General features: G+C 67.6%; 15 protein-coding genes. 11 read left to right on the forward strand and 4 right to left on the reverse strand.

The window, feature by feature from the left end; genetic code table 11:
• Positions 1–30 precede the first annotated feature (30 nt).
• Positions 31–1,350, forward strand: a complete 1,320-nt coding sequence (locus GH815_RS00190; protein WP_343030588.1) for a PQQ-like beta-propeller repeat protein — start codon at positions 31–33, stop codon at positions 1,348–1,350.
• Between the two features lie 49 nt (positions 1,351–1,399).
• Positions 1,400–2,863, forward strand: coding sequence for a ribosome biogenesis GTPase Der (gene der, locus GH815_RS00195; protein ID WP_153746723.1), 1,464 nt, complete (start codon positions 1,400–1,402; stop codon positions 2,861–2,863).
• On the opposite strand, the gene GH815_RS00200 is transcribed toward der, so the two are convergent.
• From GH815_RS00200 to GH815_RS00210, 3 genes are all read right to left on the reverse strand, one after another.
• Positions 2,860–3,561 (reverse strand): hypothetical protein, encoded by a 702-nt coding sequence (locus GH815_RS00200; protein ID WP_211365023.1) that lies wholly within the window; start codon positions 3,559–3,561, stop codon positions 2,860–2,862. The two genes, der and GH815_RS00200, sit on opposite strands and share 4 nt — an antisense overlap.
• Complete coding sequence (gene serS / locus GH815_RS00205; RefSeq protein WP_153746724.1) at positions 3,561–4,853, reverse strand: serine--tRNA ligase; 1,293 nt, start codon at positions 4,851–4,853, stop codon at positions 3,561–3,563. The genes GH815_RS00200 and serS overlap by 1 nt, the downstream gene beginning before the upstream one ends.
• Positions 4,854–4,940: 87 nt before the next feature.
• Positions 4,941–5,657 (reverse strand): trypsin-like serine peptidase, encoded by a 717-nt coding sequence (locus GH815_RS00210; RefSeq protein WP_153746725.1) that lies wholly within the window; start codon positions 5,655–5,657, stop codon positions 4,941–4,943.
• A gap of 138 nt (positions 5,658–5,795) precedes the next feature.
• On the opposite strand from GH815_RS00210, the gene yajC reads away from it, so the two are divergent.
• The 9 genes from yajC (at position 5,796) to GH815_RS00255 (ending at position 12,111) form a co-directional block, all read left to right on the forward strand.
• Positions 5,796–6,128 carry a preprotein translocase subunit YajC gene (yajC, locus tag GH815_RS00215; RefSeq protein WP_153746726.1) on the forward strand — a complete coding sequence of 111 codons (333 nt, stop codon included), beginning with the start codon at positions 5,796–5,798 and terminating at the stop codon, positions 6,126–6,128.
• A gap of 6 nt (positions 6,129–6,134) precedes the next feature.
• Positions 6,135–7,796 (forward strand): protein translocase subunit SecD, encoded by a 1,662-nt coding sequence (gene secD / locus GH815_RS00220; RefSeq protein WP_153746727.1) that lies wholly within the window; start codon positions 6,135–6,137, stop codon positions 7,794–7,796.
• Positions 7,797–7,806: 10 nt separating this feature from the next.
• Positions 7,807–8,778: a protein translocase subunit SecF gene (gene secF / locus GH815_RS00225; protein WP_153746728.1), complete on the forward strand. Its 972-nt coding sequence runs from the start codon at positions 7,807–7,809 to the stop codon at positions 8,776–8,778.
• Between the two features lie 61 nt (positions 8,779–8,839).
• Complete coding sequence (locus GH815_RS00230; protein ID WP_153746729.1) at positions 8,840–9,211, forward strand: Mth938-like domain-containing protein; 372 nt, start codon at positions 8,840–8,842, stop codon at positions 9,209–9,211.
• 154 nt (positions 9,212–9,365) lie between these two features.
• Complete coding sequence (gene ccmA, locus GH815_RS00235; protein ID WP_153746730.1) at positions 9,366–9,980, forward strand: heme ABC exporter ATP-binding protein CcmA; 615 nt, start codon at positions 9,366–9,368, stop codon at positions 9,978–9,980.
• Positions 9,977–10,633, forward strand: coding sequence for a heme exporter protein CcmB (ccmB, locus tag GH815_RS00240; protein WP_153746731.1), 657 nt, complete (start codon positions 9,977–9,979; stop codon positions 10,631–10,633). Before ccmA ends, ccmB begins: the two co-directional genes overlap by 4 nt.
• Before the next feature lie 53 nt (positions 10,634–10,686).
• The gene (locus GH815_RS00245) at positions 10,687–11,415 is read left to right on the forward strand and encodes a heme ABC transporter permease (protein ID WP_153746732.1); all 729 of its coding nucleotides are present in this window, start codon (positions 10,687–10,689) and stop codon (positions 11,413–11,415) included.
• A complete protein-coding gene (gene ccmD, locus GH815_RS00250; protein ID WP_153746733.1) occupies positions 11,412–11,570 on the forward strand; it encodes a heme exporter protein CcmD in 159 nt (52 codons plus the stop codon). Before GH815_RS00245 ends, ccmD begins: the two co-directional genes overlap by 4 nt.
• Entirely contained in the window at positions 11,563–12,111 is a 549-nt protein-coding gene (locus GH815_RS00255) for a DsbE family thiol:disulfide interchange protein (protein WP_246176232.1), read from the forward strand. The genes ccmD and GH815_RS00255 overlap by 8 nt, the downstream gene beginning before the upstream one ends.
• 75 nt (positions 12,112–12,186) lie before the next feature.
• Here the strand turns inward: GH815_RS00255 and acnA are convergent, their stop codons facing one another.
• Positions 12,187–14,937 (reverse strand): aconitate hydratase AcnA, encoded by a 2,751-nt coding sequence (acnA, locus tag GH815_RS00260; RefSeq protein WP_153746734.1) that lies wholly within the window; start codon positions 14,935–14,937, stop codon positions 12,187–12,189.
• Position 14,938: the final 1 nt, after the last annotated feature.

Raw genomic sequence — 14,938 nt, forward strand, 5'->3', positions numbered from 1 at the left:
GGTTTCTGGTTTGACGAGGGGACTCGCGCGGTGAAATTCGCTTCTGCAATCGGAACCCTGACGGCGGTCGCACTTCTGGCCGGATGCGGCCAGAAAGAGGCGATCCTGCCGGGCGAGCGTCTGGGTGTGCGCGAGGCGCTGGGCCTCGAAGATGCGGCCAGCGCCCCGGTGGCCCCGGTCGCAGTCGCGATCACGCTTCCCGCACCCGTGTCCCGTGCCGATCACCCCCAGCCCGGCGGCAGCGCCACCCATCTGCCCGAACATGCCGCGCTTTCGGCCGCACCCGCGCGGATCTGGTCGGCCAGTATCGGGCAGGGCGACACGCGCCGTCACCGCATCACCGCCAGCCCGGTCGTGGCGGGCGGTGCCATCTTCACGCTTGACGCCCAAAGCCGGGTCACCGCGGTTTCGACCGGGGGGCAGGTGCTGTGGGCGGCCGATCTGACACCGCCCTCGGAACGTGCGCGCTCGGCCTCGGGCGGGGGGCTGGCCTTTGGCGACGGGCGGCTGTTCGCGACAACGGGCTTCGGATCGCTGGTCGCGCTCGATCCCGCCACGGGGGCACAACTCTGGACGCAACGCACCGATGCGCCGGTGTCGGGGGCGCCTGCCTATCGCGATGGGCTGGTCTATGTGGTCAGCCGCGACAGCCGGGCCTGGGCGGTCCGGGCCGAGGATGGGCGCGTACAATGGCAATTGCCCGGAACGCCCTCGCCCGCGGGCATGACCGGGGCGGCGGCGCCTGCGGTGTCCGACCGGCTGGCGATCTTTCCCTTCGGCTCGGCCGAACTGGTGGCGACGCTGCGCCAGTCGGGCGTGCGGGTCTGGCAGGCGACGGTGGCGGGCCAGCGCCGCGGCCATGTCTATGCCAATGTGACCGATCTGGTCGCCGATCCGGTGATCGCGGGCGAGGTTCTTTACGTCGGCAACCAGTCGGGCCGCACGGCGGCGCTGGCCGCCAGTTCGGGCGAACGGCTCTGGACCGCCGAGGAAGGCGCCTATGGTGCGGTGCTGCCGGTGGGGGGCTCGGTGTTCCTGGTGTCCGACCAGGCGCGGCTGGTGCGGCTGGACGCGGCAAGCGGCGCCACGATCTGGACGGTGGACCTGCCCTATTTCACCAAGGAAAAACCCAAGCGGTTCAAGGCGATCCATGCCCATTACGGGCCGGTTCTGGCCGGTGGACGGCTCTGGGTGGCGTCCGATGACGGGCTGTTGCGTGCCTTCAGCCCCGAAAGCGGGGCGCTGGTCCAGACGGTCGAGTTGCCCGGAGGCGCGGCGTCGCGTCCCGTCGTGGCGGGCGGCACGCTTTACGTCGTCTCGACCCGCGGGCAACTCCACGCTTTCCGCTGAGGCGTGATTGGTGTAGGCGGGCGGTTCGATCCGTCCGGAGTGTCGTTCGATGAGCTTTACCCTCGCCATCGTGGGCCGGCCCAATGTGGGCAAGTCCACGCTGTTCAACCGCCTTGTCGGCAAGCGGCTGGCGCTGGTCGACGACCAGCCGGGCGTCACCCGCGACCTGCGCGAGGGCGAGGCGCGGCTGGGAGATCTGCGGTTCACCGTGATCGACACCGCCGGGCTGGAAGAAGCAACCGATGAAAGCCTTCAGGGCCGGATGCGCAAGCTGACCGAGCGGGCGGTGGGCATGGCGGATGCCTGCCTGTTCCTGATCGACGCGCGGGTGGGCGTGCTGCCCGCCGACGAGATCCTTGCCGATATCCTGCGCCGCAAGTCCGCCCATGTGATCCTGGCCGCCAACAAGGCCGAGGGCGCGGCGGCGGATGCGGGCGTGATCGAGGCGTTTGCGCTGGGTCTGGGCGATCCGGTGCGCATCTCGGCCGAGCATGGCGAGGGGATGGGCGATCTTTACGCAGCCCTCGCGCCGCTGGTCGAGGAGGCCGAGATCCGCCAGATCGAGGAGGCCGCGCCCGAGACCGATGTCGATATCGGCGAGGAGGACGAGGAGACCGGCCCCCGCGTGCCGACCCGGGCAAAGCCGTTGCAGATCGCCGTGGTGGGCCGCCCGAACGCGGGCAAGTCGACGCTGGTCAACGCGATTCTCGGCGAGGAAAGGCTTTTGACCGGCCCCGAGGCCGGGATCACGCGCGACGCGATTTCCGTGGTGCTGGACTGGCAGGGCGTGCCGATGCGCGTCTTCGACACCGCAGGCATGCGCAAGAAGGCGCGGGTGCAGGACAAGGTCGAAAAGCTGTCGGTGGGCGATGCGCTGCGCGCGATCAAGTTCGCCGAGGTCGTGGTGGTGCTGCTGGACGGGCAGGCGCCGTTCGAGACCCAGGATCTCAAGATCGCCGATCTGGCCGAGCGCGAGGGGCGCGCGGTGGTCGTGGCGGTCAACAAATGGGATCTGGAAGAGGACCGGCAGGGCAAGCTGAAAGCGCTGAAAGAGGAATTCGCCCGCGCATTGCCCCAGATCAAGGGCGCGCCGCTGGTGACGGTCTCGGCGCTGACGGGCCGCGGGCTTGACCGGCTGAACGAGGCGGTGATGTCGGCCTATGCGGTCTGGAACCGCCGGGTCTCGACGGCGAAGCTGAACCGCTGGCTGGCGGGCATGCTGGAACTGCACCCGCCACCCGCGCCGGGCGGGCGCCGGATCAAGCTGCGCTACATGACCCAGGTCAAGACGCGGCCGCCGGGTTTCGTGGTGATGGCCTCGAACCCCGAGAAGCTGCCCGAGAGCTACCGGCGCTATCTGGTCAACGGGCTGCGCGAGGATTTCGCCATGCCGGGCACGCCGATCCGGCTGACCTTTCGCGGGCAGGGCGACCAGAACCCGTTCCGGACCAAGAAGCGCAAGACGCCCTCGCGGTTGCGCAAGCATCTGGGCAAGGGACCGGCGGGCGGCTAGGTAGCCGCCCGCACCGTCAGCAGCCCGATCAGCACCGCGCCCGCGATGGCGGCAAAGGCGATGATCGGGGTCGTGGTCGCATTGGCCACGATCACGCCCACCAGCGCCCAGATCAGCGCGCCGCCATATTCGGGCGCGCGGTCCAGCGCCAGCAGCACCAATGCCCCCGTCACCAGCGCGCCCGCCAGCGCGATCAGTGCCCAGACCACCGGGCCGAAGAACAGCCCGTAGCCTCCGCCCAGCAGGCCCACCGCGACCCAGCTTGCCGCGGTCAGCCAGCCCGCATAGACCGCCACCGGCGCCTGAAGGGTCCAGCGGTCGGTGAAGGGCGTGCGCGCCAGTGCCCAGATCGCCATGGCCAGCATCAGCCACAGCAGAACCGAGGCCCAGAGGGGCGAGATCGAGGCGACCCCGATCCAGGCTGCGCCGGGGCCGAGCGAGAGGATCAGCGGCAAGCGCGCGGGCTCCCATGTCTCGTCCTTGGCGCGCAGGAACAGGCCCACCCCGGCCGAGATCATCAGCCAGACATAGATCAGCCCCCAGATGCCGAAGGCATAGCCTGCGGGCTGCACCGGCGGGTTTTCCTGCGGGATCGGGAACTGGCCCGGCTCGAAGCCGGAAAAGCCGCCAGACATCAGCGGTGACAGCACGAAGAACAGCGTCGCGACGAAGACAAGGATCGCCTTGACCGGGTCCATCAGACCAGCTCCCCCGATGCCGTCAGCGTGGTCCTGCCACCCAGATACGGGGCCAGCGCCGCGGGCAGCGTGACCGAGCCGTCCCCTTGCTGGCCGTTTTCCAGCACCGCGATCAGGCAGCGCCCCACCGCCACGCCCGAACCGTTCAGGGTGTGGACATAGTCCGGCTTGCCGCCACCTTCGGGGCGGAAGCGGGCGTTCATGCGCCGCGCCTGGAAATCGCCGCAAAGGGATACCGACGAGATCTCGCGATAGGTGTTCTGGCCGGGTAGCCAGACCTCGATATCATGGGTGCGCCGCGCGCCGAAGCCCATGTCGCCGGTGCAGAGCGCCACGGTGCGATAGGGCAGGCCCAGCCTTTCCAGGATGCCCTGGGCGCATGCCGTCATCCGTTCGAGTTCCGCGCGGCCCTGATCGGGATGGACGATGGACACCATCTCGACCTTCTCGAACTGGTGCTGGCGCAACATGCCGCGGGTGTCCTTGCCCGCCGACCCCGCTTCGGAACGGAAGCACAGCGAATGGGCGGTCATCCGGCGGGGCAGGTCGGTGGCGTCGAGGATCTCGCCCGCGACCGTGTTGGTCAGCGTCACCTCGGAGGTGGGGATCAGCCACCATCCCTCGCGGGTCTGATAGCTGTCCTCGCCGAATTTGGGCAATTGCCCGGTGCCATACATCATCTCGTCGCGCACCAGCACGGGCGCGTTGACCTCGGTCAGCCCGTTCTCGGTGACATGGGTATCCAGCATGAACTGTGCCAGCGCCCGGTGGATGCGGGCAACCGCGCCTTTCAGCACCACGAAGCGCGCGCCCGAAAGTTTCGCCGCCGCCTCGAAATCCATCCCCGGCAGGACGCCCGGTATGTCGAAATGCTCTTTCGGGGCGAAGTCGAAGGCGCGGGGGCTGCCCCAGCGGTGGATTTCCACATTGTCCGTCTCGTCGGCGCCGTCCGGCACATCGTCAAGCGGCAGGTTGGGCAGGCGCATCAACAGGTCATCAAGCCGGGCATCCTCGGCGCGGGCCTCGTCCTCCAGCCGGGCGATCTCGTGCTTCTTCTCGGCGACCAGCGCGCGCAACCGCTTGAACTCGGCCTCGTCGCCGCTGGCCTTGGCGGCGCCAACCTCCCTGGAGGCGGCATTGCGGGCGGCCTGCGCCTCTTGCGCGGCTTGGATCCTTGCCCGGCGCGCGGCGTCGATGGCCAGAATCTCGGCTGCGACCGGCGCAAGGCCCCGACGGGCAAGGGCCGCGTCAAAGGCGTCGGGATGCTCGCGGATGGCTTGGATATCGTGCATGGGGGCTCCGTTGCAGGGCGGCGGGACCGTCTTCGGCCCCATATGCCCCAGCCGCACGGGGTTTTGAACCGGGAATCGCGGGGGCGGTCACTCCGGCGTCAGGAAGGTCGCATCCGGCTTTGCTGCGACGGTGCGAATCCGGCCCGGTCCCGTGCTGCCCGCTGAGACCACCGCGATCACCCGCCAGCCCTGATCGGTGCGGGTCAGCACCGGCGCGCCGGATGTCCCGAAGACCACCGGACAATCGAGCCCGAGGATCCCCGGCCAGCGGTTCAGCACGCGGCAATCGTCATGCCGGCTGAGCGCGCTGGTCCGGTCGCGCCGATAGCCGATCAGCGACAGCGCGCCGCCATCGGCCGCGCCCAGATCGGCGGGCAGGGGCTGCACCTCGTCGGGCGGGATCGGCGCTGCCAGGCGCAGCAGCGCCAGATCGCTGGCAAGGGTCTGGAAATTGATGCCGTTGGCCTGATCGTAATCGGGATGCAGCTTGATCTCGGCCGCGACCCGGTGCGCGGCGTAGCCGCCCTTGAGCCAGCCGGCGAGGAAATGCACCTGTCCGGGCCGGACCACGCGGTTGGGGTTCAGCGCGAACAGGCAATGCGCCGCGGTCAGTACCAGATCGGGGGCAATCAGCGTTCCGGTACACATGCCCCCGCTGTCGAACCCGGTCACATTGATGCGACCGATCGCGCGCCAGGACAGGTGCTCGGCATCGCTCAGCCGCACGGGGTCGTCGCCTGCCGCGGCCATCGGCGCGGCGAAACAGGCTGCCAGCAGGACGATCAGGCGGAACGCGCGTTTCATGCCCCAGATATGCGCCGGACCCGCCCGAGGTCAAAGCCGCGCGGCTTCGCCTTGCCAAGCCGGGGGGCACCGAATAGGGTGCGCCGCGACCAAGGACCCGGGCAGCGCGCCTGCCCGCAGAATACGGGGATTCTCACGATGTTTGTCACGCCTGCCTTCGCGCAAGCGGCCGGTGGCGGCGGCGCCGGGGGCGCTTTCGCGACCTTCCTGCCGCTGATCCTGATCTTCCTGATCATGTATTTCCTGCTGATCCGGCCCCAGCAGAAGAAGATGAAACAGCACAAGCAGATGGTCGAGGCGCTGCGCCGCGGCGACCAGATCGTTACCCAGGGCGGGCTGATCGGCAAGATTTCCAAGGTCAAGGATGACGAGGAAGTCGAGGTCGAGATCGCCGAGAACGTGCGCGTGCGCGTCGTGCGCCACACCATCGTTCAGGTGCTGAACAAGACCGAGCCCGCCGAGAAGGCCTGATCGCAGATGCTGCACTTCGCGCTTTGGAAACGGTCCACGATCTGGGCGCTTGTCGTGATCGGCCTGGCGCTGGCCATGCCGAACCTGTTCTATGAACGGGTCGAGCGGCATAACGACGCCGTTCAGGCGATCGAACTCCAGGGCGCGACCCCCGAACTTGTGGCTGACCGGGACGCATGGCCCGGCTGGCTGCCCTCGGGGCTGGTCAATCTCGGCCTCGATCTGCGCGGCGGCGCGCATCTTCTGGCCGAGGTCAGGGTCGCGGATGTCTATGCCGACCGCATGGACGCGCTCTGGCCCGATGTGCGCGATGCGCTGCGTGCGGTGCGCGACGAGGTAGGGCCGATCCGGCGTGCCGACTCGCCGCCTGCCGAGCTGCATGTGAATATCGGTCGGCCCGAGGGCATGGCCGCCGCAATCGCCGCGGTGCGCCAGATCGCCCGGCCCACCGTCACGCTGACCGGGGTCGGCAGTTCCGATATCGAGGTGCGCGGCGCGGGCGATCTGCTGATCGTTCAGCTGTCCGAGGCCGAGAAAGAGGCGACCGACAACCGCACGATCCAGCAGTCGCTGGAAATCGTGCGCCGCCGCGTCGACGAGGTCGGCACCCGCGAGCCGACGATCCAGCGCCAGGGGGCCGACCGCATCCTGATCCAGGTGCCGGGAATAGGCTCGGCCGAGGAACTCAAGGCGCTGATCGGAACCACGGCGCGGCTGACCTTTCACCCGGTCGTTTCGCGCACCGACAATCCCGACGAGGCGCCCGGCGCGGGCAATGTGCTTTACCCCTCGCTGGATGACCGGGGCATCTATTACGTGCTTGAACGAACGCCCGTGGTCTCGGGCGAGGAACTGACCGATGCCCAGCCCGGCTTCGACCAGAACGGGCTGCCCTCGGTCACCTTCCGCTTCAACCCAGCCGGTGCGCGCAAGTTCGGCCGCTTTACGCAGGAGAATGTCGGCGCGCCCTTCGCCATCGTGCTGGACGAGGAGGTGATCTCGGCCCCCGTGATCCGCGAGCCGATTCTGGGCGGATCGGGCCAGATCACGGGCAATTTCACGGTTGACGATTCGACCCAGCTGGCGATCCTGCTGCGCGCGGGCGCGCTGCCTGCGGAACTTGTGTTCCTCGAGGAACGCACCATCGGCCCCGAACTGGGCGCCGACAGCATCGCAGCGGGCAAGATCGCCTGCGTCGTCGCCTTTGTCGCGGTGCTGTTCTTCATGGTGGCCAGCTACGGTCTGTTCGGGCTGTTCGCCAATATCGCGCTGATCGTCAATGTGGCGATGATCTTCGGGCTTCTGTCGCTGATCGGGGCGACACTGACGCTGCCCGGCATCGCGGGGATCGTTCTGACCATCGGGATGGCGGTCGATGCCAACGTCCTGGTCTTCGAGCGGATCCGCGAAGAGCTGAAATCCGCCAAGGGTCCGGCCCGCGCCATCGAGCTTGGCTATGAAAAGGCGCTGTCGGCGATCCTTGATGCCAATATCACCACCTTCATCACCGCGACGATCCTGTTCACGATGGGGTCGGGCCCGGTCAAGGGCTTTGCGGTGACGCTGGGGCTGGGCATCCTGACCTCGGTCTTCACCGCGATCTTCGTCACGCGGCTGATGGTCGTGATGTGGATGGAACGCCGCCGTCCCAGGACCATCACCGTATAGGGGTTGCCGGATGCGCCTGAAACTCGTCCCCTCGGACACCAACTGGAACTTCTTCCGGTTTGCCAGCATCACCTTCGGCGCATCGGTCGTGGCGATGGTGGCCTCTATCGTGCTGTTCTTCGTGATGGGCCTGAATTACGGGATCGACTTCCGCGGCGGCACGACGATCCGCACCGAAAGCACCCAGGCCGTCGATGTCGGCGCCTACCGTGCGGCGCTCTCGGCGCTCGATCTGGGCGATGTCGCGATCTCGCAGGTCTTCGATCCCAGCTTCGGCCCCGAGCGCAACGTCGCCCAGGTCCGCATTCAGGCCCAGGATGCCGAGGAAAGCATCACCCCCGAGACGATCAACACGGTCGAGGCCGCGCTGAAGGCCGTCGACCCCTCGATCACCTTCCCCTCGGTGGAAAGCGTCGGCCCCAAGGTCTCGGCCGAACTGGTCCGGACCGCGATCCTTGCCGTGGCGCTCTCGCTCGTGGCGGTGCTGTTCTATATCTGGCTGCGCTTCGAATGGCAGTTCTCGCTGGGCGCGGTGGTGGCGCTTGTCCATGACGTGACGCTGACCATCGGTGTCTTCGCGCTTCTGCAAATCCGGTTCGATCTGGCGATCATCGCGGCGCTTCTGACCATCGTCGGCTACTCGCTGAACGACACCGTGGTCGTGTTCGACCGGGTGCGCGAGAACCTGCGCAAGTACAAGAAGATGGAACTGAGGGATCTGCTGAACCTCTCGATCAACGACACGCTCTCGCGCACCGTGATGACCTCGGTGACCACGCTTCTGGCGCTGATCGCGCTGTTCGTGCTGGGCGGCGACGTGATCCGGGGCTTTGTTTTCGCGATGATCTGGGGGATCGTGGTCGGCACCTATTCCTCGGTCTTCGTGGCCTCGAACATCCTTCTGTTCCTCGGCGTCAAGCGCGACTGGTCCAAGGATCAGGACGGCGGCGCGGGCACGCAATTCGCCAAGGCCGACGGCTAGGCCGCAGCCCCGCGCTGCCAGCAGGGGGGAACCGCCCCCCAGCGACCGGAGGGAGGGTCCGATGCGCCTGACCGAGATCCAGCCGCCCGCCGGCCTGCCGATCGACGGCTACGGCCCGGGCTTCTTCCGCATCGCGGGCAGCGTGCATGAGGGCGCGGTTATCGTCGCCGAAGGCCGCGCGCTCCCCTGGGCCGGCCCGGAGGATCCCGAGCCGCTCCTTGCACTTGCCACCCGTGTCGATGTGCTGCTCATTGGCACCGGCAACAGCCTCGTGCCGCTGCCGGGTGGCCTCCAGTCCCGGCTCGAAGCGGCTGGGCTCGGCGTCGAGATCATGTCAAGCCCCTCGGCGGCGCGCGGTTACAACATCCTGCTCGCCGAAGGCCGCCGCGTCGCCGTCGCCCTGATCCCGGTTGCCGCCGTCCCGACGCCCTGAGCCTTCTTCTTGGCCCAAATACCCCCGCCGGAGGCGCCGCGCGCGGCCAGGCCCAACCCCGGACAAGCGGGGCGCTTGCGCCCTGCGCCGGACGGGGACGGGAGTGCCCCCTTTCCCGCTTCCCGCCCGCCCGCCTATCGGCTATGCGAAACGCATGGATCTGACCGTGCAAGACCTTGCCTGTGCCCGCGGCGGCCTGCCCGTGCTCGAAGGGGTCAGCTTCACGCTGCGCCCGGGCCGGGCGCTGATGCTGCGCGGGCCGAACGGCATCGGCAAGACCACGCTTCTGCGCACGCTGGCGGGGCTGCAACCCGCCCTGTCCGGCACCATCTCGGCGCCACCCGAGGCGATGGCCTATGCTGCCCATGCCGACGGGCTCAAGCCGACGCTGAGCGTCGAGGAGAACCTGCGCTTCTGGGCCCGGGTCTTCGGCCAGCGCGACATCGCGCGCGCGCTGGACGAGTTCAACCTGACCGAACTGGCCCACCGTCCGGCGCAGAACCTGTCGGCCGGGCAGAAGCGGCGGCTGGGGCTCGCGCGCCTGCTGGTGACCGGGCGGCCGATCTGGGTGTTGGACGAGCCGACCGTCTCGCTCGACGCCGCCTCGGTCGCGCTGTTCGGTGCAGCCGTCGCGCAGCATCTGCGCATGGGCGGGTCTGCGCTGATCGCCACCCATATCCATCTGGGATTCGAGGCCGTGGAGCTTGACCTGACCCCCTTCCGCGCGCGCCCCCGTGCGATGGACCGGTTCGACGAGGCTTTCGCATGATCGCGCTGTTCCTGCGCGACCTTGCGCTGGCGATCCGGGCAGGCGGCGGGTTCGGGCTGGGGCTGGCATTTTTCCTGATCGTCGTGGTGCTGGTGCCCTTCGGCGTCGGCCCCGAGCGCGGCATCCTTGCCGCCATCGCGCCCGGGATCCTCTGGGTCGGGGCGCTTCTGGCCTGCCTCCTGTCGCTCGACCGCATCTTCGCGCTCGATTTCGAGGATGGCTCGCTCGACCTGCTGGCGACCGCGCCGATCCCGCTGGAAGGCGTGGTCGCGATGAAGGCCGCGGCGCATTGGGTGACGACCGGGCTGCCGCTGACGCTGGCGGCGCCGGTTCTGGGCCTGTTGCTGCATCTGGAGCCCGCCGCCTATGGCTGGCTGGTCCTGTCGCTGGCGCTTGGCACGCCCGCGCTCAGCATGATCGGCACCTTCGGCGCGGCGCTGACCGTGGGGCTTCGGCGCGGGGGTCTCTTGCTGTCGCTGCTGGTCCTGCCGCTTTATGTGCCGACCCTGATCTTCGGGGCCGAAGCGGTGGCGCGCGGGGCGGCTGGGCAGGCGAACGCGACGCCGCTGCTGATGCTGGCTGGGATCACGCTGGCCACGCTTGCGCTTCTGCCCTTTGCGGCGGCTGCGGCGATCCGCATCAACCTGCGCTAGGGTTCACGCGCTATTCAGTTGAGACCACGGAAAAAGCCCTCTAGGAAACGCTCATGTCGCTCTGGGAATATGCCAATCCGCAAAAGTTCATGCAGACCTCGCAGGCCGTTCTGCCCGCAATCTGGGGTCTGACGGCTCTGTCGATGGTGGTCGGTCTGGTCTGGGGCTTCTTCCTGACGCCCGAGGCCGAGAATTTCGGCTCGACGGTCAAGATCATCTACCTGCATGTGCCCGCCGCGATGATGGCGATCAATGCCTGGGTGATGATGCTGGTGGCCTCGCTGATCTGGCTGATCCGGCGTCATCACGTTTCGGCACTGGCGGCACGCGCCGCGGCCCCCGTGGGGCTGACGATGACGCTGATCGCGCTGGCGACCGGGGCGATCTGGGGGCAGCCGATGTGGGGCACCTATTGGGCCTGGGATCCGCGGCTGACCTCGTTCCTGATCCTGTTCCTGTTCTATCTGGGCTATATCGCGCTGTGGGAGGCGATCGAGAATCCCGATGCCGCGGCCGATCTGACGTCCGTTCTGTGCATCGTGGGGTCGGTCTTTGCGGTTCTGTCGCGTTATGCGGTGAATTTCTGGAACCAGGGTCTGCATCAGGGTGCGACGCTGTCGCTGGACAAGCAGGAGAACATTGCCAACGTCTTCTGGTTGCCGCTTCTGGTCTGTCTCGGGGCCTTCATCCTGCTGTTCGTGGCGCTTGTGCTGGAACGCACTCGGACAGAGATTCGTGTTCGCCGGATCAAGGCGCTGATCGCGCGGGAGCGGATGGCATGATCCCCGATCTCGGCAAATATGCAGGCGCGGTGCTGTCCTCCTATGCGATCACGCTGGTTCTGCTGGCCGCGTTGATCGGGCTTTCGCTCTGGCGTGCAGCGCGGGTGCGGCGGCAACTGGACGAAGTCGAAGCCCGCAGGACGCGTGATGACTGAGAAGAAACGCCTCTCTCCGCTGATGTTCCTGCCGCCGGTGATCTTTGTCGCGCTTGCGGCGCTTTTCTTCTTCGGCGTCGGGCGGGACGACCGCGACGCCTTGCCTTCGATGCTGATCGGCAAGCCCGCCCCCACGCTGGCGGTCGAGCCGCTGGACGGCCAGATATTTGGCGATGCGGTGCTGCGTCAGGGCGAGGTGACTCTGGTCAATTTCTGGGCAAGCTGGTGCGGCCCTTGCCGGGACGAACACCCGCTACTCGCGGCGCTGGCCGGTGACGGCGTGGCGATCTATGGCGTCAACTACAAGGACAAGCCCGCGAACGCGCTGCGCTTTCTTGACCAGTTGGGCAATCCCTATGAGGGCATCGCCGCCGATCCGGCGGGGCGCACGGCGATCGAATGGGGCGTCTATGGCGTGCCGGAAACCTTTGTGCTGGACGGGCAGGGGCGCGTCGTGCTGCGCCATCCCGGGCCGCTGACCCAGGCGGTGATCGAGACAAGCCTGCGCCCGGCGATGGAACGGGCTGCCGCCGCCGAATAAGGATCGCGCCGCGCCGAAATGACAAACGCCCCCGCCTTTCGGACGGGGGCGTTTCTGTTTGCAGCGGTGCAGGCGTCAGGCCGAGCGGGCGAGGTCGCGCAGCACATAGTGCAGCACGCCGCCATGCTCGACATATTCCTTCTCGATGGCGGTATCGATCCGGCATTTCAGCGTGATCGTCCTTTCGCGTCCATCGGCATAGCGGATGGTGCAGGGCACCTCGGCCAGCGGTTTCAGATCGCCCGCAAGCCCCGAAATCGAGAAGGTTTCGTCGCCCGTCAACTCCAGCGTCTTGCGATTGTCGCCGCCGGTGAACTCGAACGGGATCACGCCCATCCCCACCAGGTTCGAGCGGTGGATGCGCTCGAAGCTTTCGGCGATCACCGCCTTGACGCCCAGAAGTGCAGTGCCCTTGGCCGCCCAGTCGCGCGAGCTGCCCGCGCCGTATTCGATGCCGCCGATCACCACCAGCGGCACGCCCTGCGCCTGCCAGGCCATCGCCGCGTCATAGATCGAGCTTTGCGCGCCGTCCGGACCCAGCGTATAGCCGCCTTCGACGCCTTGCAGCATCTCGTTGCGGATGCGGATATTGGCAAAGGTGCCGCGCATCATCACCTCGTGGTTGCCGCGGCGCGAGCCGTAGGAATTGAACTCGCGCACGGGCACCTGACGGTCCACCAGATAGCGGCCCGCGGGTGTCGTGTCCTTGAAGCTGCCCGCCGGGCTGATGTGGTCGGTCGTCACCATGTCGCCCAGGATCGCCAGCGCGCGGGCGTCCGCGATATCGGCGATCACGCCCGGTTCGGTCGCCATGCCGCGGAAATAGGGCGGGTTCTGCACATAGGTCGAGGCGGCGGGCCAGTCATAGGTCTCGCTGTCGGTGGTCTCGACCGCCTGCCATTTCTCGTCGCCCTTGAAGACATCGGCATATTTCTTAAGGAAGGCCGCGCGGGTGACGGTCTGTTCGACGAGTTCCGCAATCTCCTTGCTGGTCGGCCAGATGTCCTTCATGAAGACCGGCTTGCCGTCCTTGCCGGTGCCGATCGGATCGCGGGTCAGGTCCACATTCATGTCGCCCGCGATGGCATAGACCACCACCAGCGGCGGCGAGGCCAGGTAGTTCGCCCGCACGTCGGGGGAAATCCGGCCCTCGAAATTGCGGTTGCCCGACAGGACGCTGGTCGCGATCAGGTCATTGTCATGGATCGTCTTCGAGATCTCCTCGGCCAGCGGCCCGGAATTGCCGATGCAGGTGGTGCAGCCATAGCCCACCAGGTTGAAGCCGAGCGCGTCCAGATCCTCCTGCAGGTTCGCCGCTTCCAGATATTCGCTGACCACCTGCGAGCCGGGCGCGAGCGAGGTCTTGACCCAGGGCTTGGCCTTCAGCCCCAGCGCGCGCGCCTTGCGCGCCACCAGCCCCGCGCCGATCATCACATAGGGGTTCGAGGTATTGGTGCAGGAGGTGATCGAGGCGATCACCACCGAACCGTCGCGCAGCGCGTAATCCTGCCCCGCCACCGCGGCCGACCGGCGCGGGTCCAGCAGCGTGTCGGGCACCGGCCCTTCGGCGCTCATGTCATGGGCGGCGGCGCTTTCGTCCTCGCCGCGATATTCCGCCACCACGCGGAAGAAGCTGTCGGCGGCCTGATCCAGCGGCGTGTGATCCTGCGGCCGCTTGGGCCCCGAGATCGCGGGCACCACCTCGGCCATGTCCAGTTCCAGCGTGTCGGTATAGACCGGCGCGTAATCGGGGCCGCGCCACAGGCCGTTTTCCTTCGCATAGGCTTCGACCAGCGCGATGCGGGCCTCGTCGCGGCCGGTCTGGCGCAGATAGCGCAGCGTCTCGTCATCGATCGGGAAGAAACCGCAGGTCGCACCATATTCGGGGGCCATGTTGGCGATGGTGGCGCGGTCGGCAAGCGGCAGATGGTCAAGCCCGGGGCCATGGAATTCGACGAACTTGCCCACGACACCCTTCTTGCGCAGCATCGCCACGACCTTGAGCACCAGATCGGTGGCGGTGGTGCCCTCGATCATCGCGCCGGTCAGGCGGAAGCCCACCACTTCGGGGATCAGCATCGACACGGGCTGGCCCAGCATCGCCGCCTCGGCCTCGATGCCGCCCACGCCCCAGCCCAGCACGCCCAGCCCGTTGACCATGGTGGTATGGCTGTCGGTGCCGACCAGCGTATCGGGATAGGCCACGGTTTCCCCGCTCTGGTCGGTATCGGTCCAGACGGTCTGGGCCAGATATTCAAGGTTCACCTGATGGCAGATGCCGGTGCCGGGCGGGACGACGCGGAAATTGTCGAACGCCTTCTGGCCCCATTTCAGGAAGGTGTAGCGCTCGATATTGCGCTCGTATTCGCGGTCCACGTTCAACTGGAAGGCGCGGGGGCTGCCGAATTCGTCGATCATCACCGAATGGTCGATCACCAGATCGACCGGGTTCAGCGGGTTGATCTTCTGTGCATCGCCCCCCAGCGCCACGATTCCGTCCCGCATCGCGGCCAGATCGACGACCGCAGGAACCCCGGTGAAATCCTGCATCAGCACCCGCGCCGGACGATAGGCGATCTCGCGATCCGACCGCCCGCCATTCGCCGCCCAGTCGGAAAAGGCGCGGATGTCGTCCACGCTGACCGTCTTGCCATCCTCGAAGCGCAGCAGGTTTTCCAGCACGACCTTCAGCGCCGCGGGCAGGCGGGCGAACTGGCCCAGCCCCGCAGCCTCGGCGGCCGGGATCGAGTAGTACGCAACGCTCGCGCCGCCGGCAGTCAAGGTCCTGCGGGTGCGGGCGGTATCCTGTCCAACGATGATCGGCATG

The sequence above is a fragment of the Rhodovulum strictum genome (genome assembly GCF_009649175.1).
GTDB lineage: Bacteria > Pseudomonadota > Alphaproteobacteria > Rhodobacterales > Rhodobacteraceae > Rhodovulum > Rhodovulum strictum.

Excerpts from the sequence above, each read along its gene's own strand:
- der (WP_153746723.1), top strand. The coding sequence starts at position 1,400 with ATGAGCTTTACCCTCGCCATCGTGGGCCGGCCCAATGTGGGCAAGTCC.
- GH815_RS00200 (WP_211365023.1), bottom strand. The coding sequence starts at position 3,561 with ATGGACCCGGTCAAGGCGATCCTTGTCTTCGTCGCGACGCTGTTCTTC.
- serS (WP_153746724.1), bottom strand. The coding sequence starts at position 4,853 with ATGCACGATATCCAAGCCATCCGCGAGCATCCCGACGCCTTTGACGCG.
- GH815_RS00210 (WP_153746725.1), bottom strand. The coding sequence starts at position 5,657 with ATGAAACGCGCGTTCCGCCTGATCGTCCTGCTGGCAGCCTGTTTCGCC.
- yajC (WP_153746726.1), top strand. The coding sequence starts at position 5,796 with ATGTTTGTCACGCCTGCCTTCGCGCAAGCGGCCGGTGGCGGCGGCGCC.
- secD (WP_153746727.1), top strand. The coding sequence starts at position 6,135 with ATGCTGCACTTCGCGCTTTGGAAACGGTCCACGATCTGGGCGCTTGTC.
- secF (WP_153746728.1), top strand. The coding sequence starts at position 7,807 with ATGCGCCTGAAACTCGTCCCCTCGGACACCAACTGGAACTTCTTCCGG.
- GH815_RS00230 (WP_153746729.1), top strand. The coding sequence starts at position 8,840 with ATGCGCCTGACCGAGATCCAGCCGCCCGCCGGCCTGCCGATCGACGGC.
- ccmA (WP_153746730.1), top strand. The coding sequence starts at position 9,366 with ATGGATCTGACCGTGCAAGACCTTGCCTGTGCCCGCGGCGGCCTGCCC.
- ccmB (WP_153746731.1), top strand. The coding sequence starts at position 9,977 with ATGATCGCGCTGTTCCTGCGCGACCTTGCGCTGGCGATCCGGGCAGGC.
- GH815_RS00245 (WP_153746732.1), top strand. The coding sequence starts at position 10,687 with ATGTCGCTCTGGGAATATGCCAATCCGCAAAAGTTCATGCAGACCTCG.
- ccmD (WP_153746733.1), top strand. The coding sequence starts at position 11,412 with ATGATCCCCGATCTCGGCAAATATGCAGGCGCGGTGCTGTCCTCCTAT.
- GH815_RS00255 (WP_246176232.1), top strand. The coding sequence starts at position 11,563 with ATGACTGAGAAGAAACGCCTCTCTCCGCTGATGTTCCTGCCGCCGGTG.
- acnA (WP_153746734.1), bottom strand. The coding sequence starts at position 14,937 with ATGCCGATCATCGTTGGACAGGATACCGCCCGCACCCGCAGGACCTTG.